This window comes from Pseudomonas sp. NFACC08-1 (assembly GCF_900106735.1).
Classification (GTDB): Bacteria; Pseudomonadota; Gammaproteobacteria; order Pseudomonadales; family Pseudomonadaceae; genus Aquipseudomonas; species Aquipseudomonas fluorescens_Q.
In genome coordinates, this window is the sequence record NZ_FNNL01000013.1 from 160,628 (window position 1) to 184,429 (window position 23,802).

General features: G+C 62.5%; 24 protein-coding genes. 21 read left to right on the plus strand and 3 right to left on the minus strand.

The genetic code is table 11. From position 1 onward, the window contains the following. Positions 1 to 22 precede the first annotated feature (22 nt). Positions 23 to 538, minus strand: coding sequence for a DUF2062 domain-containing protein (locus BLU76_RS23880; protein ID WP_092150130.1), 516 nt, complete (start codon positions 536 to 538; stop codon positions 23 to 25). Between the two features lie 144 nt (positions 539 to 682). On the opposite strand from BLU76_RS23880, the gene BLU76_RS23885 reads away from it, so the two are divergent. The 12 genes from BLU76_RS23885 (at position 683) to BLU76_RS23940 (ending at position 12,189) form a co-directional block, all read left to right on the plus strand. Further along, positions 683 to 2,929 (plus strand): DNA internalization-related competence protein ComEC/Rec2, encoded by a 2,247-nt coding sequence (locus tag BLU76_RS23885; RefSeq protein ID WP_092150127.1) that lies wholly within the window; start codon positions 683 to 685, stop codon positions 2,927 to 2,929. Between the two features lie 95 nt (positions 2,930 to 3,024). After that, entirely contained in the window at positions 3,025 to 3,660 is a 636-nt protein-coding gene (locus BLU76_RS23890) for a MotA/TolQ/ExbB proton channel family protein (protein WP_161951746.1), read from the plus strand. Beyond that, positions 3,657 to 4,085, plus strand: a complete 429-nt coding sequence (locus BLU76_RS23895; protein WP_013694002.1) for an ExbD/TolR family protein — start codon at positions 3,657 to 3,659, stop codon at positions 4,083 to 4,085. Before BLU76_RS23890 ends, BLU76_RS23895 begins: the two co-directional genes overlap by 4 nt. Next, the gene (lpxK, locus tag BLU76_RS23900; protein WP_092150124.1) at positions 4,085 to 5,095 is read left to right on the plus strand and encodes a tetraacyldisaccharide 4'-kinase; all 1,011 of its coding nucleotides are present in this window, start codon (positions 4,085 to 4,087) and stop codon (positions 5,093 to 5,095) included. The genes BLU76_RS23895 and lpxK overlap by 1 nt, the downstream gene beginning before the upstream one ends. Before the next feature lie 23 nt (positions 5,096 to 5,118). Beyond that, positions 5,119 to 5,304 (plus strand): Trm112 family protein, encoded by a 186-nt coding sequence (locus BLU76_RS23905; RefSeq protein WP_003179363.1) that lies wholly within the window; start codon positions 5,119 to 5,121, stop codon positions 5,302 to 5,304. After that, positions 5,301 to 6,065 carry a 3-deoxy-manno-octulosonate cytidylyltransferase gene (kdsB, locus tag BLU76_RS23910; protein ID WP_053189634.1) on the plus strand — a complete coding sequence of 255 codons (765 nt, stop codon included), beginning with the start codon at positions 5,301 to 5,303 and terminating at the stop codon, positions 6,063 to 6,065. The genes BLU76_RS23905 and kdsB overlap by 4 nt, the downstream gene beginning before the upstream one ends. Further along, a complete protein-coding gene (locus BLU76_RS23915) occupies positions 6,065 to 6,529 on the plus strand; it encodes a low molecular weight protein-tyrosine-phosphatase (protein WP_072347151.1) in 465 nt (154 codons plus the stop codon). The genes kdsB and BLU76_RS23915 overlap by 1 nt, the downstream gene beginning before the upstream one ends. Next, positions 6,526 to 7,545, plus strand: a complete 1,020-nt coding sequence (gene murB, locus BLU76_RS23920) for a UDP-N-acetylmuramate dehydrogenase (protein WP_092150121.1) — start codon at positions 6,526 to 6,528, stop codon at positions 7,543 to 7,545. Before BLU76_RS23915 ends, murB begins: the two co-directional genes overlap by 4 nt. A gap of 279 nt (positions 7,546 to 7,824) precedes the next feature. Then, positions 7,825 to 8,295 carry a (2Fe-2S)-binding protein gene (locus BLU76_RS23925; protein ID WP_003204280.1) on the plus strand — a complete coding sequence of 157 codons (471 nt, stop codon included), beginning with the start codon at positions 7,825 to 7,827 and terminating at the stop codon, positions 8,293 to 8,295. Continuing rightward, a complete protein-coding gene (locus tag BLU76_RS23930; RefSeq protein WP_092150118.1) occupies positions 8,292 to 10,607 on the plus strand; it encodes a xanthine dehydrogenase family protein molybdopterin-binding subunit in 2,316 nt (771 codons plus the stop codon). Before BLU76_RS23925 ends, BLU76_RS23930 begins: the two co-directional genes overlap by 4 nt. Continuing rightward, complete coding sequence (locus tag BLU76_RS23935; RefSeq protein ID WP_063324909.1) at positions 10,607 to 11,578, plus strand: XdhC family protein; 972 nt, start codon at positions 10,607 to 10,609, stop codon at positions 11,576 to 11,578. The genes BLU76_RS23930 and BLU76_RS23935 overlap by 1 nt, the downstream gene beginning before the upstream one ends. Before the next feature lie 20 nt (positions 11,579 to 11,598). Next, complete coding sequence (locus BLU76_RS23940) at positions 11,599 to 12,189, plus strand: nucleotidyltransferase family protein (RefSeq protein WP_092150115.1); 591 nt, start codon at positions 11,599 to 11,601, stop codon at positions 12,187 to 12,189. A 226-nt stretch (positions 12,190 to 12,415) separates the two neighbouring features. On the opposite strand, the gene rne is transcribed toward BLU76_RS23940, so the two are convergent. After that, entirely contained in the window at positions 12,416 to 15,610 is a 3,195-nt protein-coding gene (gene rne, locus BLU76_RS23945; protein ID WP_092150112.1) for a ribonuclease E, read from the minus strand. A gap of 699 nt (positions 15,611 to 16,309) precedes the next feature. Here rne and rluC point away from each other — a divergent pair. From rluC to BLU76_RS23960, 3 genes are read left to right on the plus strand one after another with little or no spacing between them, the layout of a single operon-like run. Continuing rightward, positions 16,310 to 17,266 carry a 23S rRNA pseudouridine(955/2504/2580) synthase RluC gene (rluC, locus tag BLU76_RS23950; protein WP_063325247.1) on the plus strand — a complete coding sequence of 319 codons (957 nt, stop codon included), beginning with the start codon at positions 16,310 to 16,312 and terminating at the stop codon, positions 17,264 to 17,266. After that, entirely contained in the window at positions 17,256 to 17,918 is a 663-nt protein-coding gene (locus BLU76_RS23955) for an HAD-IA family hydrolase (RefSeq protein ID WP_092224744.1), read from the plus strand. Before rluC ends, BLU76_RS23955 begins: the two co-directional genes overlap by 11 nt. A 20-nt stretch (positions 17,919 to 17,938) precedes the next feature. Next, positions 17,939 to 18,928 (plus strand): S49 family peptidase, encoded by a 990-nt coding sequence (locus BLU76_RS23960; protein WP_063324913.1) that lies wholly within the window; start codon positions 17,939 to 17,941, stop codon positions 18,926 to 18,928. A gap of 138 nt (positions 18,929 to 19,066) precedes the next feature. Here the strand turns inward: BLU76_RS23960 and BLU76_RS23965 are convergent, their stop codons facing one another. Then, on the minus strand, positions 19,067 to 19,645 hold the full coding sequence (locus BLU76_RS23965; protein ID WP_063324914.1) for a Maf family protein: 579 nt from the start codon (positions 19,643 to 19,645) through the stop codon (positions 19,067 to 19,069). 105 nt (positions 19,646 to 19,750) lie between these two features. Here BLU76_RS23965 and BLU76_RS23970 point away from each other — a divergent pair, with 105 nt between their 5' ends. The 6 genes from BLU76_RS23970 (at position 19,751) to acpP (ending at position 23,738) form a co-directional block, all read left to right on the plus strand. After that, the gene (locus BLU76_RS23970) at positions 19,751 to 20,278 is read left to right on the plus strand and encodes a YceD family protein (protein ID WP_003204262.1); all 528 of its coding nucleotides are present in this window, start codon (positions 19,751 to 19,753) and stop codon (positions 20,276 to 20,278) included. Between the two features lie 13 nt (positions 20,279 to 20,291). Then, positions 20,292 to 20,474, plus strand: coding sequence for a 50S ribosomal protein L32 (rpmF, locus tag BLU76_RS23975; RefSeq protein ID WP_003179396.1), 183 nt, complete (start codon positions 20,292 to 20,294; stop codon positions 20,472 to 20,474). A 4-nt stretch (positions 20,475 to 20,478) separates the two neighbouring features. Further along, positions 20,479 to 21,489, plus strand: coding sequence for a phosphate acyltransferase PlsX (gene plsX, locus BLU76_RS23980; RefSeq protein ID WP_092150103.1), 1,011 nt, complete (start codon positions 20,479 to 20,481; stop codon positions 21,487 to 21,489). Positions 21,490 to 21,612: 123 nt separating this feature from the next. Next, positions 21,613 to 22,551: an ACP S-malonyltransferase gene (fabD, locus tag BLU76_RS23985; RefSeq protein WP_003204258.1), complete on the plus strand. Its 939-nt coding sequence runs from the start codon at positions 21,613 to 21,615 to the stop codon at positions 22,549 to 22,551. A gap of 15 nt (positions 22,552 to 22,566) precedes the next feature. Continuing rightward, positions 22,567 to 23,310, plus strand: a complete 744-nt coding sequence (gene fabG / locus BLU76_RS23990) for a 3-oxoacyl-ACP reductase FabG (RefSeq protein ID WP_018613558.1) — start codon at positions 22,567 to 22,569, stop codon at positions 23,308 to 23,310. Between the two features lie 191 nt (positions 23,311 to 23,501). Further along, on the plus strand, positions 23,502 to 23,738 hold the full coding sequence (acpP, locus tag BLU76_RS23995; RefSeq protein ID WP_003175607.1) for an acyl carrier protein: 237 nt from the start codon (positions 23,502 to 23,504) through the stop codon (positions 23,736 to 23,738). The last annotated feature ends 64 nt before the right edge of the window (positions 23,739 to 23,802 follow it).

Below are 23,802 nucleotides of genomic sequence, written 5' to 3' on the forward strand. Positions count from 1 at the left end.
TCCCGGGAGGCCTTTTTGCGTCTCACATCCGGCTTTTCTTGCGCCGCCGCCACTGTCGGGCCACCCACCAGCGCCAGTAACTCATGGTGACGAAGTAGGCGAGGGCGCCGAGTACCAGGCCGGTCACCACCGAGCCCAGCAGGAACGGCTGCCACAAGGTGGACAACTGGCCACTGATCCATTCCCAGGTCAGCTCATCGGGCAGCGTCCGGGCGGGCACGTCCATCAGCCAGGCGCCGGTCTGATAGGTGCAGAAAAACACCGCCGGCATGGTGATCGGATTGGTCAGCCACACCAGGCTCACCGCAATCGGCATATTGCCGCGCACCGTGACGGCCAATGCGGCGGCCAGCAACATCTGCAGCGGGATTGGCAAGAACGCGGCAAACAGGCCAACAGCCATCGCCCGGGCGACAGAGTGCCGATTGAGGTGCCAAAGGTTGGGATCGTGCAGCAGCGTGCCGAGAAAACGTAAGGACTTATGTTCCCGAATGCTCTCTGGGTCTGGCATGTAACGTTTGAATAGGCGCCGGGGCATAAGGCTTCTCGGTCGGTTCAACGCAGTAAGGCCGCAAGTATGTCTGGATTCTACGGCTGGCAGATTCAGACTTTGTGACAATTGATAACGCCAGCGGTGCCGTGGACCGTCTATGCCTGAAGAGGGCACTCTCAAGGACGGGTTATGCGCACAGGGTTAGTCGCGCTTGCACTGGGGTTGTTGGCCCCGATTTTTTTGCCGGCATTGCCGCCGTTATGGCTGATTGCAGCCATGCCGGTGCTGGCGCTGATGGCGTTGCCGTTTCGAACTTATCCTCTGGGTTTTTTCCTGTTCGGGCTGGCCTGGGCCTGCCTGTCGGCGCAGTTTGCGCTGGACGATCGGTTACCCATCGCGCTCGACGGCGAAACCCGCTGGGTCGAGGGGCGAGTGGTCGGCTTGCCGCAACAGGGTGAAGGCGTGGTGCGCTTCGAACTGGCCGATGTGCATTCGCGCCGTACCCGTCTACCGACGGCGATGCGCCTCGCCTGGTTCGGGGGGCCGCCTGTAAACAGCGGCGAACGATGGCGATTGGCAGTGAAGCTCAAGCGGCCCGCCGGGTTGTTGAACCCGCACGGCTTCGACTATGCCGCCTGGTTGTTGAGCCGCGGCGTTGGTGCGACCGGTACCGTCAAGGACGGGCATCTCCTGCACGCGGCCCGGGGTGCCTGGCGTGACGAGGTGCGCCAGGCGTTGGCACAGGTTGACGCCCATGGCCGCTCCGGCGCGCTGGCGGCCTTGGTCCTGGGCGACGGCGGCGGGCTGAGTCGCGAGGATTGGCAGGTGCTGCAAGACACCGGCACCGTCCACTTGCTGGTGATCTCCGGGCAGCACATCGGCCTGCTTGCCGGCCTGGTGTACCTGTTGGTGGCCGGAGCGGCGCGTTATGGCCTGTGGCCGGCGGGGCTGGCGTGGTTGCCTTGGGCCTGTGCGCTGGCCTTTTGCGCCGCCCTGGGCTACGGCTTGCTCGCCGGCTTCGAGGTGCCGGTGCGGCGGGCCTGCGCGATGATTGGCCTGGTGTTGCTGTGGCGCTTGCGTTTCAAGCAGCCAGATCCGTGGTGGGCATGGCTGCTGGCCTTCGTCGGGGTGCTGGTGTTCGACCCGCTTGCCAGCTTGCGGCCAGGGTTCTGGTTGTCGTTTGCAGCCGTGGCCATATTGATGTTCACCTTTGGCGCCCGCCTGGGGCCCTGGCGCTGGTGGCAAACCTGGACCCGTGCCCAGTGGCTGGTAGCGCTTGGCCTGTGTCCGTTGTTGTTGATCGTGGGCTTGCCGGTCAGCCTCAGCGGGCCGTTGGTGAACTTGCTCGCGGTGCCCTGGATCAGCCTGTTGGTATTGCCGCCAGCGCTGCTAGGCACTGCATTGTTGCCGGTGCCGTTCATGGGCGAAGGCCTGCTGTGGATCGCCGGCGGGCTGTTGGATCTGCTGTTCAAGGGGCTGACGCTGGTTGCCGGACGGATGCCGGCCTGGGTCCCTGCTGCGGTCCCGCCCTGGGCCTTGGCTATCGCCGTCCTCGGTGCTTTTTTGCTGCTGTTGCCCAAAGGTGTGCCGCAACGTCTACTGGGCTGGCCGATGGTGTTGCTGATGGTCTTTCCACCGCAAGAACACCTGCCGCAAGGGCACGCCGAGATCTGGCAACTGGACGTGGGCCAAGGGCTGGCGGTGCTGGTGCGGACCCGGCGGCACACCCTGCTTTACGACGCCGGACCGCGCTTTGGCGAGGCTGACGCGGGCGAGCGGGTCGTACTGCCGACCTTGCGCAAACTGGGTGTGCGCAGCTTGGACCTGATGTTGCTCAGCCACGCCGACGCCGATCACGCTGGCGGTGCCCGCGCCGTGCGCAAGGAGCTGCCGACGCTGGAGGTGATCAGCGGCGATCCCGACGCGCTCCCCGCCGAGCTGCTGGCCGGGCCTTGCGACAGTGGCAGGCGCTGGGAATGGGACGGGGTCGGGTTCGAACTGTGGCGGTGGGCCTCTGCTGTCGAGAGCAACCAGAAGTCCTGCGTCTTGCTGGTGGAGGCCGGTGGTGAGCGCCTGCTGCTGACCGGCGATATCGACACGCATGCCGAGCGCGCCTTGCTCGACGAAGCCCTGGCGGCGCCGATCCAGTGGCTGGCCGCGCCGCACCACGGTAGCCGCAGTTCGTCGTCGATGGCGTTGCTGTCGCGCCTCAAGCCGCATTCGGTATTGATCTCCCGAGGGCAGGGCAACGCGTTCGGCCACCCTCATCCCCAGGTGATGGCCCGGTATCGGCGCTCGGGCCTGACGATATACGACAGTGCCGAGCAGGGCGCCATTCGTCTGCAACTGGGCGCTTTCGAGCGGCCGCGTACCGAGGCCGGGCATCGCCGATACTGGCGTGATCCGCCAGCAGTCGGGGCACCGGGGCAATATTGATCCAGCGCAATCGGCTGATGCGCTTATCGGTGGGGCGGGTCTGCAAGGCGAGTCGGTGTGATAAAGTGGCGCACTTTTTCGAGGGGGCAGTCACTGTGTGGGAATTGGTCAAATCCGGCGGCTGGATGATGTTGCCGATCATTCTGAGTTCCATCGTGGCACTGGGTATCGTTGCCGAACGCCTGTGGACCCTGCGGGCCAGCCGCGTGACCCCGGAGCATCTGCTCGGGCAGGTCTGGGTCTGGATCAAGGACAAGCAACTGAACAAGGACAAGCTCAAGGAGCTGCGGGCCAGTTCCCCCTTGGGGGAAGTCCTCGCCGCCGGCCTGGCGAACTCCAAGCATGGTCGCGAGATCATGAAGGAGTGCATCGAGGAAGCTGCCGCCCGGGTCATCCACGAACTGGAGCGCTATATCAATACCCTGGGCACCATCGCCGCCATGTCCCCGCTGCTGGGCCTGCTGGGTACGGTGCTGGGCATGATCGACATCTTCAGTGCGTTTACCGGCTCCGGCATGACCGCTAACGCCGCAGTACTGGCGGGGGGCATTTCCAAGGCTTTGATCACCACCGCCGCCGGCCTGATGGTGGGTATTCCGGCTGTGTTCTTCCATCGGTTCCTGCAACGCCGTGTCGACGAGTTGGTGGTCGGTATGGAGCAGGAAGCGATCAAGCTGGTCGAGGTGGTGCAAGGTGACCGTGACGTGGACCTGGCTGGGGGCAAGAAGTGAAATTCCGCCGCAAGCCACGGGAAAACATCGAGATCAACCTTGCATCGCTGATCGACGTGGTGTTCATCCTGCTGCTGTTTTTCGTCGTGACCACCACGTTCACCCGGGAAACCCAGCTCAAGGTTGAATTGCCACAGGCCGTCAGCGGCTCGCCGGCCGAAGACCAGCAACTGAAGAATCTGGAAATCACCATCAGCGCCGAAGGGGCGTTCTCGGTGAACAACCAATTGCTGCCCAAGAGCGACCTGGCGAGCCTGATCGAGGCCCTGCAGAAAGAATCCGGCGGCGACACCAACCTGCCGCTGTCCATCAGCGCCGACGGCAAGACCCCTCATCAATCGGTGATCACCGCCATGGACGCGGCCGGCAAGCTCGGTTTCAGCCATCTGCGCATGACCACGGTCGAGGCGGCCCCCGCACCCTGATGGCCATGTCCGATCGATTGCTTGCCGCGTGGTACGAAGGTCACCCGGCCCTGACGTTGTTGCGGCCGCTGGAGTGGTTGTACCGACGGGTGGTGGTGGGCAAGCGCGAGCGTTTCCTGGCGGGCGAAGGCCACATCTACCAGCCCCCCGTGCCGTTGGTGGTGGTGGGCAATATCACGGTCGGTGGCACCGGCAAGACACCGTTGATCCTGTGGATGATCCAGCACTGCCAGCGCAGTGGCCTGCGGGTCGGCGTGGTCAGCCGGGGTTACGGCGCCAAGCCGCCGCAGTTGCCATGGCGGGTCGCGGCCGAGCAGGGCGCCGACATCGCGGGTGATGAGCCACTGTTGATCGTCCAGCGCACAGGTGTGCCGTTGATGATCGACCCTGATCGCAGTCGCGCGATCCAGGCGCTGCTGGAGGCCGAACCACTGGACCTGATCCTGTCCGACGACGGCATGCAGCATTATCGGATGGCCCGGGACCTCGAGCTGGTGTTGATAGACAACGCCCGCGGCTTGGGCAACCGCCGTTGTCTGCCTGCAGGGCCGTTGCGCGAGCCGGTCGAGCGCCTGCAATCGGTCGACGCGGTGCTGTACAACGGCGCCAGTGCCGACCGTGAAGACGGTTTCGCCTTCCAATTGCGCCCCACCGCGCTGGTGAACCTGGCCAGCGGCGAGCGGCGTTCCCTCGACCATTTTCCACCCGGCCAGGCCCTGCATGCCGTGGCCGGCATCGGCAATCCCCAGCGTTTCTTCAAGACCCTCGAAACGCTACACTGGCGGCCAATACCGCATGGGTTTGCCGACCACGCCGAATACAGCGCCCAGGCCTTGAGTTTCACGCCATCGCTGCCGGTGGTCATGACGGAAAAGGACGCCGTCAAATGCCGTGCCTTCGCCGCACCCGACTGGTGGTACCTGGCGGTAGACGCCGCGCCGTCACCGGCTTTCGCGGCCTGGTTCGATACGCAGTTGATACGCCTGTTGCCGGATCGGCTTTTGCCTTAAAACCTTTTATCCAGGGGAATTCCATGGACACCAAATTGCTCGATATTCTGGCCTGCCCGGTCTGCAAAGGCCCGCTCAAGCTCAGCGCCGACAAGACCGAACTGATCAGCAAGGGGGCCGGCCTGGCCTACCCGATTCGCGACGGCATCCCGGTGATGCTCGAAAGCGAAGCCCGCACCCTGACCACCGACGAGCGCCTGGATAAATGACCGCAGCCTTTACCGTTGTCATTCCGTCGCGTTTCGCTTCGACGCGCCTGCCCGGCAAGCCGTTGCTGTCGATTGCCGGCAAGCCGATGATTCAGCATGTCTGGGAGCAGGCCTGCAAAAGCAGCGCCCAGCGTGTGGTGGTGGCGACTGACGATGCGCGCATCGTCGAGGCCTGCAAAGGCTTTGGCGCCGAAGTCGTCCTGACGCGTGAAGACCATAATTCCGGCACTGACCGCCTGGCGGAGGTCGCGGCGAAGCTCGGTCTTGCCGCCGACGCTATCGTGGTCAATGTGCAAGGCGACGAGCCGTTGATCCCGCCGAGCGTTATCGATCAGGTCGCCGCCAACCTCGCGGCCCACACCGAGGCGCGCATGGCCACCCTGGCCGAGCCGATCGAGGATGTGCAGACCTTGTTCAATCCCAACGTGGTCAAGGTGGTCAGTGACCTCAATGGCCTGGCGTTGACCTTCAGCCGCGCGACGTTGCCCTGGGCGCGGGACGCATTTGCCCAAAGCCGTGACGTGATGCCGGAAGGCGTGCCATACCGCCGCCACATCGGCATCTATGCCTACCGCGCCGGCTTCCTCCAGGACTTCGTCGCCTGGGGCCCGTGCTGGCTGGAAAACACTGAAGCCCTGGAACAGCTGCGTGCCCTGTGGCACGGCGTGCGGATCCACGTCGCCGATGCGCTGATCGCCCCGCCGACCGGCGTGGACACCGCCGAAGACCTCGAGCGCGTTCGTCGCCTGCTGGAGGCTTGATGCGGGTCCTGTTTGTCTGCCTCGGCAATATCTGCCGCTCGCCCACCGCCGAAGGCATCCTGCGCCACAAGTTGCGTGAGGCCGGGTTGGCCGGGCAGGTGGAAGTCGCTTCCGCCGGCACCGGTGACTGGCACGTCGGCAAGGCTCCGGACAAGCGCAGCCAGGCGGCGGCCCTGAAGCGTGGCTACGACTTGTCGGCCCAGCGTGCGCAACAGGTGACCCGCGCTGATTTCGCCGCCTATGACCTGATCCTGGCGATGGACAGCAGCAACCTGCGCCACCTCAAGGCCTTGCAACCGGCCAATGGCAAGGCCGAGCTGGACCTGTTCCTGCGGCGCTACGAAGCTGAACTCGACGATGTGCCGGACCCGTACTACGACGGCGAACAAGGCTTCGAACAAGTGCTGGACCTGATCGAGCGCGCTACCGATCGCCTGGTGATCGAATTGAAGGGGCGGTTATGACCTTGCAGGTGCGGGCGGGCGTCAGCCTCAAGCCCTTCAACAGTTTCGGGGTGGACGTCACTGCCCGGTTGTTCGCCGAAGCCCACAGCGATGGTGATGTTCGCGAGGCGTTGGCTTATGCCGCCGAACATGCCGTGCCATTGTTGGTAATAGGGGGCGGCAGCAACCTGTTGCTGACCGGCGACATCGACGCGCTGGTGCTGCGCATGGCCAGCCACGGTATTCGCCTGCTCAGCGATGACGGCGAACGCGTAGTGGTCGAAGCCGAAGCAGGGGAGCCCTGGCACCCGTTCGTCCAGCACACGTTGGCGCAGGGCTGGTCCGGATTGGAGAACCTCAGTCTGATCCCCGGTACTGTGGGCGCGGCACCGATGCAAAACATCGGCGCCTACGGTGTGGAGATCAAGGACGTCTTCGCCGGCCTCACCGCGCTGGATCGCCAGACCGGCGAGCTGCGCGATTTCAGCCTTGAAGACTGTCGGTTCGCTTATCGCGACAGCCTGTTCAAACAGCAAGCGGGTCGCTGGTTGATCCTGCGGGTGCGCTTCGCCCTCAGTCGCGCCGCACACTTGCATCTGGAGTACGGTCCGGTTCGCCAGCGATTGACCGAGCAGGGCATCGAGCAGGCGACACCCACCGACGTGAGCCGGGCCATTTGCAGCATCCGCAGCGAAAAACTCCCGGACCCGGCCGTGCTGGGCAATGCCGGCAGCTTCTTCAAGAACCCGCTGGTGCCGGCTACGCACGTAGCGCACCTCAAACTGCAATACCCTGACCTGGTGGCTTATCCGCAGCCTGAAGGGCAGATGAAAATCGCCGCCGGCTGGTTGATCGAACGGGCCGGCTGGAAGGGCTTTCGCGAAGGTGATGCCGGGGTGCACAAGTTGCAGGCGTTGGTGTTGGTCAACTACGGCAACGCCACGGGCCCGCAACTTCTGGACTTGGCCCTGCGCATCCAGAAAGACATTGCCGAGCGTTTCCAGGTCGAGCTGGAAATGGAACCCAATCGGTACTGAGCGCGGTGGGAGCAAAGCTTGCTCGCGATCAACTGAACAACGCCCTGCCACAATCACGCACAGATTATTTGTGCAGGATTGTGCAGGGCGTTTTGCGTGATCCTGGGTTAATTTAGCCTCCTAACGATGCGACCATCGCATCCCAAAGGCCCGATGCAGACGCCTGCGTGCGCCGGCATAAGAGAGCCCGATCAGCCTGAGTCAGTCTGCGACAACCGAACCGTCAACCCAGCGGCAGATTGCTCGACCCCATAACTCGATAACTATGCGGGCGTGCCCATGATTACCCTGAAACTCAATGGAAAAGACCATCAACTGGATGTGACCGAGGACATGCCGCTGCTGTGGGCTATCCGGGATGTGGCCGGTTACAACGGCACCAAATTCGGCTGCGGCATGGGCCTGTGCGGCGCGTGCACCATCCACATCGACGGCGCCCCGGCGCGCAGTTGCATTACGCCAATCGGTTCTGTGAATGGACAAAATGTCAGCACCATAGACGAACTTCATGTCGATCCGGTTGGGCAAATCGTCCAGAAGGCCTGGCTCGACACAGCAGTGGCCCAGTGCGGTTACTGCCAGGGCGGGCAGATCATGTCGGCGACCGCCTTGCTCAAGACCAACCCCAACCCGAGTGATGAGCAGATCGAAGAAGCCATGGTCGGCAACATCTGCCGTTGCGGCACCTACAACCGGATCAAGACCGCGATCCGCCAGGCCTCCACTCACCTGAAGGAGGCCAAGGCATGAGCCGCTTGCCCGATGATTTTGTCCTGAGCAACCTCAGCCGTCGCGGCTTCCTCAAAGGCGCGAGTGCCGCCGGTGTGCTGGTACTGGCGGCCACGTGGGGGCTGCCGGAGGCCTTTGCCGAGGAAAAGAAATTCGGTGCCGAGGGCATGCCCCATGGCGCGGTCGACGACCCGAAGGTGTACGTCAGCATTGCCACCGATGGCAGCGTGACCGTGATCTGCAACCGTTCGGAAATGGGGCAGGGTGTGCGTACCAGCCTGAGCATGGTCGTGGCCGATGAGCTGGAGGCCGACTGGGCGCGAGTAAAGGTGCAACAGGCGCCGGCCGATGAGGCGCGCTTCGGCAACCAGGACACCGACGGTTCACGCAGCATGCGTCATTGGTACGAGCCGATGCGCCGTTGCGGTGCTGCCGCCCGGACCATGTTGGAACTGGCCGCCGCCGCGCAGTGGAAGGTGCCGGTGGATGAATGCCATGCCCAACTGCACAAGGTGCTGCACCAGCCTTCGGGGCGTGAACTGGGTTATGGCGAATTGGCCGCCGCCGCCAGTGCCCTGGCGGTGCCGAGCCGTGGCAGCCTGCGCCTCAAGCAGCCATCGGAGTTCCGCTACATCGGCAAGGAGGCGAGCCGGGCCATCGATGGCGCAGACATCGTCAACGGTCGTGCCGTGTTTGGTGCCGATGTGCATTTCGACGGCATGCTCTATGCCGTCATCGCGCGTCCGCCGGTCTATGGTGGCAAGGTCAAGAGCGTGGACAGCAGCGCCGCGCTGAAAGTACCGGGCGTGGTCAAGGTGGTGCAGATCGAAGGGCGCCCGCTGCCCTCGGAATTCCAACCGTTGGGCGGCGTGGCGGTGGTGGCGAAGAACACCTGGGCGGCGATCAAGGGCCGCGAAGCGTTGAAAATCCAATGGGACGACGGCCCGAATGCCGGTTATGACTCCATTGCCTATCGCAAGGAGCTGGAAGCGGCGGCCCTCAAGCCCGGAAAAGTCGTGCGCAGCAGCGGCGATCTCGACGATGCACTGGCCAAGGCTGATTCGACGTTGGAAGCATCGTATTACTTGCCGCACCTGTCCCAATCACCGATGGAACCGATGGTTGCCGTCGCCCGGTTCAAGGACGGCCAATGCGAGGCCTGGGCACCGAGCCAGGCCCCGCAGGTGACCCGTGAACGTGTCGCTGAACGCCTGGGCATTCCTTTCGAGAAGGTCACGGTGAACATCACGTTGTTGGGCGGCGGTTTCGGACGCAAGTCCAAACCCGACTTTGTCGTCGAAGCGGCCGTGCTCGCCAAGGAATTTCCCGGCCAGGCAATACGGGTGCAATGGACCCGTGAAGACGACATCCATCACTCGTATTTCCACACGGTATCGGCCGAATACCTCAAGGCCGGCCTGAACCAGGACGGTATGCCGTCCGGCTGGTTGCACCGCACCGTGGCCCCGAGCATCACCGCACTGTTTGCGCCGGGCATGACCCACGAGGCGCCGTTCGAAATAGGCATGGGCGTGACCAACATGGCTTATGCCATCCCGAACCTGCGCCTGGAGAATCCCGAAGCGGTGGCCCATGCCCGGGTGGGTTGGTATCGCTCGGTGTCGAACATCCCCCATGGTTTCGCGATCCAGAGTTTCATCGACGAATTGGCCCACAAGGCCGGCCAGGATCCGCTGAAGTACCAGGTCAAATTGCTTGGCCCGGACCGCAAGATCGATCCGCGTAGCTTGAGCGAAGAGTGGAACTATGGCGAATCCCCCGAGCGCTATCCGATTGATACCGCGCGGATCCGCACGGTGCTGGAAACCGCTGCCAAGGCCGCCGGTTGGGGCCGGGAACTGCCCAAGGGCCGTGGCCTGGGCTTGGCCGTGCACTACAGCTTCGTCACTTACGTGGCGGCGGTGATCGACGTAGAGGTCAAGGACGACGGCACGGTGATCGTGCACAAGGCGGACATCGCCGTGGATTGCGGTCCGCAGATCAACCCCGAGCGCATCCGTTCCCAGTTCGAGGGCGCCTGCGTCATGGGGCTAGGCAATGCCATGGTGGGGGAAATCAGTTTCAAGGATGGCAAGGTGCAGCAGGACAATTTCCACATGTACGAGGTGGCGCGCATGTCCCTGGCGCCCAAGGAAGTGGCCGTGCACTTGGTCACGCCGCCGGGTGAGGTGCCGTTGGGCGGTGTCGGCGAGCCGGGTGTGCCACCGATTGCGCCTGCGCTGTGCAACGCGATTTTCGCCGCCACTGGCAAGCGCATCCGTAACCTGCCTGTACGCTATCAGCTGCAAGGCTGGCAGCAGGCGAAGGCCTGATGGACAGCGTTGATCTGAACGTCCTGCGCAGCGTGCTCGAGTGGCGCCGCGCGGGGCAGCGGGTGGTGCTGTTCACTGTGGTCCAGACCTGGGGCACAGCGCCAAGGCCGCCGGGGGCGATGCTGGCCCTGCGCGAAGATGGCGTGGTGATTGGTTCGGTGTCGGGTGGTTGTGTCGAGGATGACCTGATCGCCCGGCTGCACGACGGTCGGATTCCGGCGGACGGCCCGCCGGTGCAACTGATCACCTATGGCGTCACCCGCGAAGAAGCGGCGCGCTTCGGCCTGCCGTGCGGCGGCACCCTGCGCCTGACCGAAGAGCGGGTGGGCGATCCACACTGGGTCGCGCAATTGCTGGAACGTTGCGAAGCCCATGAGATTGTCGCCCGGGAGCTGACAGTCGCCAGCGGCAACGTGGTCCTGACCCCGGCCAGCAAAACCGACGCCCTGGTGTTCGATGGACAGGTCCTGCGGGCCATATACGGCCCACGTTGGCGGCTGTTGCTGATCGGCGCCGGGCAACTGTCGCGCTACGTGGCGGAAATGGCCCGGTTGCTGGACTTCGAAGTGCTGATTTGCGATCCGCGCAAGGAGTTTGTCTATGGTTGGGAAGAGCAGCATGGCCGCTTCGTCTCGGGGATGCCCGACGAAGCCGTGTTGAGCATCCAGACCGACGAGCGCACCGCCATTGTGGCGCTGACCCATGATCCACGCCTGGATGACATGGCGCTGCTCACGGCCCTGGACTCCAAGGCCTTTTATGTCGGCGCCCTGGGCTCGCGAGTCAACAGCCAGAAGCGCCGGGATAATCTGGCTCAGCTAGGCTTGTCAGCACAGGCCATTGAACGCTTGCATGGACCCATCGGCCTGCACATCGGCAGCCACACCCCGGCGGAAATCGCCTTGTCGTTGCTGGCCGAGATCGTGGCCATCAAGAATGGCGTTGAACTGCGGCAGAAAAAGCCGTTGTAAGCCGCGGGGGAGGAGGGCGTATGAGCGAGTCGATAGGCGTGATCATTCTCGCGGCCGGATCGGGCAGTCGTTTCCGTCAGGTGGCCGGCCCCGACAAGGATAAGTTGCTGGCCGATTGCACCGGGCGGGACGGTGCCGTCCGTTCGGTGATCGAGCAGGTGCTGGTGAACTTGCCTGCCTCCCTGCAAAAGCGCGTCCTGGTGACGAGCCAGGATCGTCCGCAAGCCATCCGCATGGCCCAAGCCTATGGCTGCGATTTCGTGGCGCTGGACTCTCCCGGTCTGGGGGACAGCATCGCGGCCGGTGTCCAGGCTTGCCCGGACCTTGCTGGCTGGTTGATGGTACTGGGTGATATGCCTTTCATCCTGCCGTCGACTATCGAGCAGGTGGCGGCGAGGATTCGCGAGGATGGCATCAGTGTGCCGGTCCTCTCCGGCGAATACGGGCATCCGGTGGGATTCGGCCGTGCGTTTGGCCCAAGACTGATGGCACTGACTGGAGATCGCGGTGCCAAGGCATTGTTTGCCGGGGCGCAAGTGGTCGAGGTGCCGGTGGATGACCCTGGCGTGACGTGGGATGTCGATGTGCCAGAGGCATTGGCCTTCAAATAACAAACGACGCAGAACCCTGTGGGAGCGAGCTTGCTCGCGAAAGCGGTCCGATATTCAGCATTGATGCAAGCTGACCCGGCGCCATCGCGAGCAAGCTCGCTCCCACAGTGGATCTTCAGTGGGCATAAGTCTTGTGTCTGGTCCCAGTCCCGCTGTGGATAAGTATGAAGGCATAAAAAAGCCCCGCCTGGCATCACCAGGCGGGGCTTTTTACTGGGCGGTGGAATCAGGCGTGAGGTTTAGGCTCGTGCTCTTTTTCCAGGGCTTCAGTGTGACGCGGCACGACTTCTTCAGCGCTGTGCTGAGGTTCGTCGAATGTCGGAGCTGATTCAACCGGGGTTTCGGCGACCGGGGCAGGGGCTGCCTCGGCGACTTCTTCCACGGCTGGAGCTGGCTCGGCAGCAGGCGCTTGAGCGGCAGCAGCGGCAGCTTGTTCGGCTTCCTTCTGCAGACGCTCGGCTTCACGCTTGCGACGGCGCACTTCGCGCGGATCGTTCGGCGCACGGCCGTTCGCGGTCAGGGCGCTGGCGGGTGCAGGCACTTCCACCGGGGCAGGGGCTTCGGCAACCACCGGCGCCTCGACCACTGGAGCAGACTCAACCACTTCTGGCTCGACCGCTTTCATAGGCTCTGGTGCCGGCTCAGGCTCCGCAACAGGTGCCGGTGCGGCTGGCTCGGCGGTCCAGTTGAATGCAGTCTGCTCCTCGCGGGCAGGCTCCGGGGCCTTTTCCTCGGCCGGTGTTTCAACGGCCGGCTCAGCGGCTACCACTGGCTGCTCAACAACCGGTGCAGGCTCGGCGACCACTTCAGTTTCAGCAACCTGGGCTTCATGGGCCGGGGCGACTTCCACTTCTGGCGAAGCGGTGACTTCTACCGGGGTAGTGGCTTCGACCACCGGAGCTTCGGCAACTGGCGCGCTTTCCACCGCAGCGGTAGCGCGTTCGGCTTGTTCGTGAGCCTGGGCTTCGGCCGGGGCGCTGATTGCGCTGCTGGCAACGGCCGCAGTCACGGCCAGGCCGGCAGCCAGATCGGCAGCGCTTGGCGCTTCAGTGTTCTCGGTGGACTCGGACTCTTCCGAACCTTCGATCACGTTGCCGTTGGCGTCGCGCTGACGCTCACGACGGTTGCTGCGACGACGCTGGCCACGGGAGCGGCGGCGTGGACGATCGCCTTCGGCGGTGTCCTGGCCGTCTTCCTGCAACTGCTCTTCGGTGTTCAGCACTTCTTCTTCGCTGGCAGCGGCGGCTGCCTGCTCGGCGCGTGGCTGGCGCTCTTCACGTGGCGGACGCGGTGCGCGTTCTTCACGAGGCTGGCGGGCCGGACGCTCTTCAGCGGTGGTGGCAGCAGCCGGGGCGGCATCCAGTGGCTCGCGCAGTTCGCGAACACGTTCTTCACGCTCGCCACGTGGCTTGCGATCTTCACGCGGTGCGCGCGGCTGACGTTCTTCACGGGGCGGACGCGGTGCACGCTCTTCGCGGGCTACGGCTGGCGCTTCCTCACGGGCTTCGCGTGGCTGACGCTCTTCACGCGGCTCGCGTGGCGCACGTTCTTCACGCGGTGCACGTTCTTCGCGAGGTTTGCGTTCTTCGTCGCGACGACCGTTGCGGTTGCGGGTCTGTTGGCGACCGTTACGGCGTTCTTCGTTGCGGGCAGGACGCTCGGTCGTGGCAGGCTTGGCGACAACGGCCGGGGCAGCAGGTTCTTCCTTGGTGGCGAACAGGCTGACCAGCGACTTCACCAGGCCTTTGAACAGGCTTGGCTCTGGTGCGGCGGCCGGGGCGGCAACCGGAGCGGCCACTTCGGTCGGAACCGGAGCATTGGCGCGGGCCGGAGCGGTCTTGACCGCAGCTTCCTGGCGAACCAGGGTGCGAGTGGCGGCGGCCGGCTGGACTTCTTCCACTTCGGCAGCGGCAGCAGCGATTTCGTAGCTGGACTGGTTGGTGTGGGCTTCCGGGCTGTCATCGCGCAGGCGCTGCACTTCGAAGTGCGGCGTCTCGAGGTGATCGTTCGGCAGGATGACGATGCGGGCACGGGTCCGCAGTTCGATCTTGGTGATCGAGTTGCGTTTTTCGTTGAGCAGGAACGCGGCCACCGGGATCGGCACTTGGGCGCGAACTTCGGCGGTGCGGTCTTTCAGGGCTTCTTCTTCGATCAGGCGCAGGATCGCCAGGGACAGCGACTCGACGTCACGGATGATGCCGGTGCCGTTGCAGCGAGGGCAGACGATGCCGCTGCTTTCGCCCAGGGACGGACGCAGGCGCTGACGGGACATTTCCAGCAGGCCGAAGCGCGAGATGCGACCGACCTGTACGCGGGCACGGTCGGCTTCCAGGCATTCACGGACCTTTTCTTCCACGGCGCGCTGGTTCTTGGCCGGGGTCATGTCGATGAAGTCGATGACGATCAGGCCGCCGATGTCGCGCAGGCGCAACTGACGGGCGATTTCCTCGGCCGCTTCAAGGTTGGTCTGCAGGGCGGTCTCTTCGATGTCGCTGCCTTTGGTGGCGCGCGCCGAGTTGATGTCGATGGACACCAGGGCTTCGGTCGGGTCGATGACGATGGAGCCGCCGGACGGCAGTTCGACGACGCGCTGGAAGGCGGTTTCGATCTGGCTTTCGATCTGGAAACGGTTGAACAGCGGAACGCTGTCTTCGTAGAGCTTGATCTTGCTGGCGTACTGCGGCATCACCTGGCGAATGAAGGTCAGGGCTTCGTCCTGGGCTTCGACGCTGTCGATCAGCACTTCGCCGATGTCCTGGCGCAGGTAATCGCGGATGGCGCGGATGATCACGTTGCTTTCCTGGTAGATCAGGAACGGCGCGGAGCGATCCAGCGAGGCTTCTTTGATGGCGGTCCACAGTTGCAGCAGGTAGTCGAGGTCCCACTGCATTTCTTCGCTGCTGCGGCCCAGGCCGGCAGTGCGAACGATCAGGCCCATGTCAGCCGGGGCAACCAGGCCGTTCAGGGCTTCACGCAGTTCATTGCGCTCTTCGCCTTCGATGCGGCGGGAGATGCCGCCGGCGCGAGGGTTGTTCGGCATCAGGACCAGGTAACGGCCGGCCAGGCTGATGAAGGTGGTCAGGGCGGCGCCCTTGTTGCCACGTTCTTCTTTTTCGACCTGGACGATGACTTCCTGGCCTTCGCTCAGGACGTCCTTGATGTTGACGCGGCCTTCAGGGGCCTTCTTGAAGTATTCGCGGGAGATTTCTTTGAGGGGCAGGAAGCCGTGGCGCTCGGAGCCGAAATCGACAAAGGCAGCCTCAAGGCTTGGTTCGATGCGAGTAATCCGGCCTTTATAGATGTTGGCCTTCTTCTGCTCGCGTGCACCGGATTCGATATCCAGGTCGTAGAGGCGCTGGCCGTCTACCAGTGCAACACGCAACTCTTCGGGTTGAGTTGCGTTAATCAGCATTCTTTTCATGTAGTACCGTCGGTTTCCGGGCTGCCGGAAACGGCGTTCGGCACACACGACTTCTCACGGTCGGTGTCAGGTGCGTCCTGGAGATGGCAAGGCCACTCCAGTGTCCAGCGAGTTCGACCCAATGATGGCGAAGTCGCGACGGACGCGTCCTGCTTGCTGGTACTCAAGCACTCAGTCAGGAGGAGGAATCAACCGGCGCCTGTGGACGAGATGAAGCGTCTAAATATAAGCCTAGTGCTACACAGTCCGACGGTTGTACATCTCCACCCTACACGTATCCCTGATAATTCGGGTGCTGCCGCGCGCAGAATCCGCAGCGGGTTGGCATTTACCGTGAGCTCCGGAAGGGGAGGTCACGCATCATGGCTAATTTAGGCGTTGTTTCCGAAGCATTCGCTCGGGGTCGTCCGCAGCTGACTGCACTTTGTGAACTGGCCGTGAATATGGCGCGCAAGGCGAGTCAAAACTCTGCTTTGCGGCGTATTTCAGGCCTCATGTCACCTGCGCTCGTTACACCTGAAAACTCTACCGTTACGTAGCGAAAGCCCCGTAGGACGGCCTCTCGTCCTCGTGAATTGCGTTGGTCAGGGCCGGTTTTTGACCGCTGGTCCACTGTCCAGCCACTTTTGGCGGCGTTCGCGACTATAGCAGCAATGATTAAGTGCTTCAATTCCATAAAAAATTGTTATGATCGCCGCCATGACAACTACTGCCCCTTCGACCCCTGGCGTTCAACTGCTCGAGGTCTCGCCGGAATATGCCGGCCAACGAATCGATAACTTCCTGCTGGCCCGGCTCAAAGGCGTGCCCAAGACCTTGATCTACCGCATTTTGCGCAAAGGCGAAGTGCGAGTGAACAAAGGTCGGATCAAGCCTGAGTACAAGCTCCAGGCCGGTGACATCGTGCGCGTGCCGCCGGTTCGCGTGCCCGAGCGCGATGAGCCGGTGCCCCTGGCCCAGGGGCTGCTGCAACGCCTTGAAGCCTCGATTATCTATGAAGACAAAGCCCTGATCGTGATCAACAAGCCCGCAGGCATTGCGGTTCACGGCGGCAGCGGCCTGAATTTCGGTGTGATCGAAGCCTTTCGTCAGTTGCGCCCGGACGCCAAGGAGCTGGAACTGGTCCACCGCCTCGATCGCGACACCTCCGGCCTGCTGATGATCGCCAAGAAACGCAGCATGTTGCGCCACCTGCACGAGCAATTGCGCGGCGACGGCGTCGACAAGCGCTACATGGCGCTGGTGCGTGGTCGCTGGGAAACCTCCATCAAGCAAGTCCGTGCGCCGTTGCTCAAGAGCAACCTGCGTTCGGGCGAGCGCATGGTCGAAGTCAACGAGGAGGGCAAGGAGGCGCTGACGGTATTCAAGGTGCTGCGCCGTTTCGATGACTTCGCCACCCTGGTCGAAGCCAAGCCGGTGACCGGGCGCACCCACCAGATCCGTGTCCATACCTTGCATGCCGGGCATTGCATTGCCGGCGACAGCAAGTACGGCGATGACGATTTCACCAAGGAAATCCGCGATCTGGGCGGCAAGCGCCTGTTTCTCCATGCTTACATGCTGACCGTGCCGCTGCCCGATGGTGGCGAGCTGAAATTGCAGGCCCCGGTGGATGACATGTGGGCCAAGACCGTGGAGCGGTTGAGTGCATCCTGACTACAAACTGTTGATCTTCGATTGGGATGGCACTCTGGCCAACTCCATTGGCCGGATCGTGGAGGCGATGCATGTCGCCTCGGACCGCATGGCATTTGCCCGGTGCGACGACTTAGCGGTGAAAGGCATCATCGGCCTCGGATTGCCAGAAGCTATTCGCAGCCTGTACCCGGAAATCGACGACAATGAGCTGGTGGTTTTTCGCCAGCATTATGCCGATCACTATATCGCGCTGGACGCCGAGCCTTCACCGTTGTTCGAGGGTGTGGCGGGTACGCTGGAGGTTCTGCGGACCGAGGGCTATCACCTGGCTGTCGCGACCGGCAAGGCTCGTCGCGGGTTGGATCGAGTGCTCAAGTCCCATGGCTGGGAGGATTATTTCGATATCACCCGTGCCGCGGACGAAACCGCCAGCAAGCCGCATCCGTTGATGCTTGAGCAGATCCTGGCACACTGCGACGTGCGGCCGGAGCAGGCGCTGATGGTGGGGGATTCGTCATTCGACCTGCAGATGGCGCGCAACGCCGGCATGGGGTCGGTGGCGGTCAGCTACGGCGCTCAAACGATCGAGGCGCTACGGGCATTCGAGCCGCGACTGGCCATTGATCATTTTCCTGAGTTGCACGCCTGGCTGAGCCAGCGGGCTCTTTAAGTTTTGCTGGGGATTCACGCATGACCGATGAATGGAAAGCACCTGTCAAGGCGAGCGCCGAGAGCGGGGATGACAAAAGCTGGAAGCTGTTGGAGAAAACCTTGCTCGCCAGCGTGCAGGAACAGCGTCGCTCCCGCCGCTGGGGTATTTTCTTCAAGTTGCTGACCTTTATTTATCTTTTTGGTGCACTGGCGCTGTTCACGCCGCTGATGAACATGGAGAAAAGCGCTGTCGCCGGCTCGGCGTACACCGCCTTGATCAATATCGAGGGCATGATCGCCGACAAAGAGCCTGCCAGTGCCGACAATATCGTCGGTAGCCTGCGGGCCGCCTTCGAGGACCCGAAGGTCAAGGGCGTGGTGCTGCGTATCAACAGTCCAGGCGGTAGTCCGGTGCAATCGGGGTACGTTTACGACGAGATCGTGCGGCTGCGCGCATTGCACCCGGATACCAAGGTGTATGCGGTCATTTCAGATCTCGGTGCCTCCGGTGCTTATTACATTGCCAGCGCGGCGGATCAGATCTATGCCGACAAGGCCAGTCTGGTGGGCTCCATTGGTGTGACTGCGACCGGCTATGGCTTTGTCGGGACCATGGATAAGTTGGGGGTGGAGCGTCGCGTGTATACCTCCGGCGAGCATAAATCCTTCCTTGATCCGTTCCAGCCGCAAAAGCCTGAAGAAACCGCTTTTTGGCAGGGCGTGCTCGATACCACTCACAAGCAATTCATTGCCAGCGTCAAGAAGGGTCGGGGCGAGCGCCTGAAGGACAAGGAGCATCCGGAGTTGTTCTCCGGGCTGGTCTGGTCGGGTGAGCAGGCGTTGCCGCTGGGCCTGATCGACGGCTTGGGCAGTGCCAGTTCGGTGGCGCGGGATGTGATCGGCCAGAAAGACCTGGTGGACTTCACCATCGAAGAGTCGCCGTTCGATCGTTTCTCGAAAAAGCTGGGGGCTAGCATTGCCGAGCATTTGGCGATGTGGATGGGGTTCCAGGGCCCGGCGTTGCGCTGATTGCCAGTGCTGTTCTCGATCCCTGTGGCGAGGGAGCTTGCTCCCGCTGGGCTGCGCAGCAGCCCCGTTTGTTGCGGTCGCTGCGCAACCGAGCGGGAGCAAGCTTCCTCGCCACACAGGTTTGCAGGCCGGGCTGCTTCAGGGGATCTGCACACCCTCGGCCAGCAACATATCCACAAGACGAATCAACGGCAGGCCAACCAGGCTGGTGGCGTCTGGCCCTTCGGTGCTCTGGAACAGGCTCACGCCCAGTCCTTCGGCCTTGAAGCTGCCGGCGCAGTCGTAAGGCTGCTCGGCCCGCAGGTAGCGTTCGACGCGCCCTGGGTCCAGTGCGCGCATGTTCACGGTAAATGGAACGCAATCGACCTGGCAGTGGCCGGTCTGGCTGTTGAGCAGCGCCAGGCCTGTCAGGAACGTGACCCTCGCGCCGCTGGCGGCCAACAATTGCTCGCGAGCGTTCTCGAAGGTGTGAGGCTTGCCCAGGATGCGTTCGCCGAGCACGGCGACCTGGTCTGAGCCGATGATCAGGTGCGCCGGGTGGCTGTCGGCCAGTGCCAGGGCTTTTTCCCGGGCCAGGCGCTTGACCAGTTCAAGGGCGGGCTCGCCGGGACGACGGCTTTCATCGATGTCGGGTGAGCAGCAGACGAACGGCAGTCCCAGGCGGGCAAGCAATTCCCGGCGGTAGACCGAGCTTGAGGCAAGTAATAAAGGCAGCATGGGCGGCTCCAAAAGGCAGGGGCGAATTCTAGCGAGGCGCGCAAGTGACGGACAGGGCTGAATTTCCTTTGACATGGCCGGGGGCATCCCTATAATGCTGCGCCTATGTTGAATGACCCGATTCCACCTCACGTTGACCCGCGCAAATTGGCTGACCGTGGCACCACCCTTCAAGGTGAACTGCTGCTGGCCGATTTGAAGAGACTCTGCGACCCGCTTTCCGACGATGTCGGTACGGTCCAGGCCAAATTCGTTTTTGAACGAGATGAACGTAAATCTGTGGTAATCCACAGCTTTATCGACACTGAAGTCAAAATGGTTTGCCAGCGTTGTCTTGAGCTGGTCACCCTGCCGATCCACAGCGAATGCAGTTACGCCGTGGTGAAGGAGGGTGCGAATACCCAGTCGTTGCCGAAAGGTTATGACGTGCTGGAACTGGGCGAAGATCCATTGGATCTGCAGTCACTGATCGAGGAGGAGCTTCTGCTCGCCTTGCCCATTGTGCCTGCTCATCATCCGGAAGAATGCCAGCAGCCGGCGGGAGCAGATGAGCCCGAACCGAGCGAGGACGAGGTAACGCGGTCCAACCCGTTCAGTGTATTGGCGCAGTTAAAGCGTGACCCAAACGTTTAGGAGTTAATCAATTATGGCTGTTCAGCAGAACAAAAAATCCCGCTCTGCCCGTGACATGCGCCGTTCGCACGACGCTCTCGAGGCTAGCACCCTGTCCGTAGAAAAAACCACTGGTGAAGTTCACCTGCGTCACCACGTATCGCCAGAAGGCGTATACCGTGGTCGTAAAGTGATCGACAAGGGCGCTGACGAGTAATCACTTGTCCGCTCAAGTCATCGCGATTGACGCAATGGGCGGGGACTTCGGTCCCCGCAGCATTGTTCAGGCCAGCCTTGCTTGTCTGAATGCTACGCCCTCGCTGCACCTGACCCTCGTCGGTCAACCCTCCCTCCTGGAAGAAATGCTCAGCGGCCAATCGGCTGTCGACCGCGCGCGCCTGACGATTGCCCCAGCGTCCGAAATCATCACCATGGACGAAAAGCCGGCCCAGGTCCTGCGCGGCAAGCCTGACGCCTCGATGCGGGTAGCCCTTGAGCTGCTGCGCGATGGCAAGGTCCAGGCATGCGTCAGCGCAGGCAATACCGGTGCGCTGATGGCGCTGTCGCGCTACGTGCTCAAGACCTTGCCGGGTATCGACCGGCCTGCAATGGTGGCGGCGATTCCGACCCAGCGTGGGTTTTGTCAGTTGCTCGACCTGGGGGCCAACGTCGATTGCAGTGCCGAACATTTGCTGCAATTTGCGGTGATGGGCTCGGTCGCGGCGCAAACCCTGGGCATCGTGCGCCCTCGTGTGGCGTTGCTGAACATCGGTACCGAAGACATCAAGGGCAACCAGCAGGTCAAGCTGGCGGCCACGCTGCTGCAGGGCGCGCGCGGCATCAACTACATCGGTTTCGTCGAAGGCGATGGCTTGTACCGTGGCGAGGCCGATGTGGTGGTGTGCGATGGCTTTGTCGGCAATATCCTGCTCAAGTCCAGCGAAGGCCTGGCGACCATGATCGGCCAGCGCATCGAGGCCTTGTTCAAGCAAAGCTTCGCCTCGCGGGTGGTCGGCGCCCTGGCGCTGCCGTTGATGCGTCGGTTGCAGGCTGACCTGGCGCCAGCGCGGCACAACGGTGCGAGTTTCCTTGGGTTGCAGGGGATCGTGATCAAGAGTCACGGTTCGGCGGGGGTGCAGGGTTTCCAGAGTGCGATCAACCGAGCGGTGATCGAGATCCAGGAAAACCTGCCGGAGCGCCTGCATGGTCGCCTCGAGGATTTGTTAACTTAGGCGTTTTCGTCCGACAATGCTTAAATGTGACCGGTCGGTTCAAGCCGCCATCCAACTCTCAGTTTCCTAGCGCCCCCAGGGGCGTCAATTTTTGACGACAAGATCATTAGGGGCTTTGTTTTCATGTCTGCTTCCCTCGCATTCGTCTTTCCAGGACAGGGCTCGCAGTCCCTCGGCATGCTGGCCGAGCTGGGCGCGCAATACCCGCTGATCCTCGAAACATTCAAAGAAGCTTCCGATGCGCTCGGCTATGACCTCTGGGCACTGACCCAGCAAGGGCCGGAAGAGCGCCTCAATCAAACCGATAAAACCCAGCCGGCCATCCTGACCGCCTCGATCGCATTGTGGCGCCTGTGGCTGGCTGAAGGCGGCGCTCGCCCGGCATTCGTCGCCGGTCACAGCCTGGGCGAATACAGCGCCCTCGTAGCCGCTGGCAGCCTGAGCCTGGGCGACGCGGTGAAACTGGTGGAGCGTCGTGGCCAGTTGATGCAGGAAGCGGTTCCGGCCGGGCAGGGCGGCATGGCCGCGATCCTCGGCCTGGAAGACGCCGATGTGCTGGCCGCCTGTGCCGAAGCGGCGCAAGGCGATGTGGTCAGTGCGGTGAACTTCAACTCTCCGGGCCAAGTGGTCATCGCCGGTGCCAAGGCGGCTGTCGAGCGCGCCATCGAGGGCTGCAAGGCCCGTGGAGCCAAGCGCGCCATGCCACTGCCGGTCAGCGTGCCGTCGCACTGCGAACTGATGCGTCCGGCTGCCGAGCGCTTTGCCGAATCCATCGCCGCCATCGACTGGCAGGCGCCGCAGATTCCCGTGGTGCAGAATGTCAGCGCCAACGTGGCGCCGGATCTCGAGACCCTCAAGCGTGATCTGCTGGAGCAACTCTACAAGCCGGTTCGCTGGGTCGAATCGGTGCAGACCCTGGCGGCCAAGGGCGCGACCGAGCTGGTCGAGTGCGGCCCTGGCAAAGTGCTGGCAGGCCTGAACAAACGCTGCGCCGAAGGCGTATCGACTTCCAACCTCAACACCCCAGACGCCTTCGCTGCCGCCCGTGCAGCGCAGGCCTGAACAGGAGAAGCTTGCATGAGTCTGCAAGGTAAAGTTGCACTGGTGACCGGTGCAAGCCGTGGCATCGGCCAGGCCATCGCCCTGGAACTGGGTCGTCAAGGCGCCATCGTCATCGGTACCGCGACTTCCGCTTCGGGCGCCGAGCGTATTGCTGCGACCCTGAAGGAAAACGGCATCCAAGGCACCGGCCTTGAGTTGAACGTCACCAGCGACGAATCCGTTGCGGCGGTGCTGGCAAGCATTCAGGAGCAGTTCGGTGCGCCGGCGATCCTGGTCAACAATGCCGGTATCACCCGCGATAACCTGATGATGCGCATGAAAGATGACGAATGGTTCGACGTCGTCGACACCAACCTGAACAGCCTGTACCGACTGTCCAAGGGCGTTTTGCGTGGCATGACCAAGGCTCGCTGGGGTCGAATTATCAGTATCGGTTCGGTTGTGGGTGCCATGGGCAACGCAGGCCAAGTAAACTATGCTGCGGCGAAGGCCGGTCTGGAAGGTTTCAGCCGTGCGCTGGCGCGTGAAGTGGGTTCGCGCTCGATTACGGTAAACTCGGTTGCACCGGGTTTCATCGACACCGACATGACCCGTGAACTGCCGGAAGCACAGCGCGAAGCCTTGTTGACACAGATTCCGCTGGGTCGTCTGGGGCAAGCTCAAGAAATCGCGTCCGTGGTCGCTTTTCTTGCGTCGGACGGTGCGGCATACGTGACCGGGGCTACAATCCCGGTGAACGGCGGGATGTACATGAGTTAAATGTGACGGATTGCTTCAAAAAAATGTCATACGAGCTGTCTAAAATCCGTTATAAAGCTGCAATCAATTTATAGACGGCGGGCCGCAGGGTTTGAGGAGTGAAGCTTTCGGTTGAAAAACCGAAAAGTTCTTCTATACACTTACCCACCGGCCAGCTGCCTGAATTTGTCCATTAGGAGTGAAAACAAGGTATGAGCACCATCGAAGAGCGCGTCAAGAAAATCGTTGCCGAGCAACTGGGCGTTAAAGAAGAAGAAGTTGTGAACACCGCTTCCTTCGTAGAAGACCTGGGTGCCGACTCCCTTGACACCGTTGAGCTGGTGATGGCTCTGGAAGAGGAATTCGAGACCGAGATTCCTGACGAAGAAGCTGAGAAGATCACTACTGTACAAGCTGCTATCGACTACGTTACCAGCCACCAGGCGTAATCGTTTTTAGTCGTCGCTAGCTGTCATGGAAAAACCGCACTGCCATCACGGCGTGCGGTTTTTT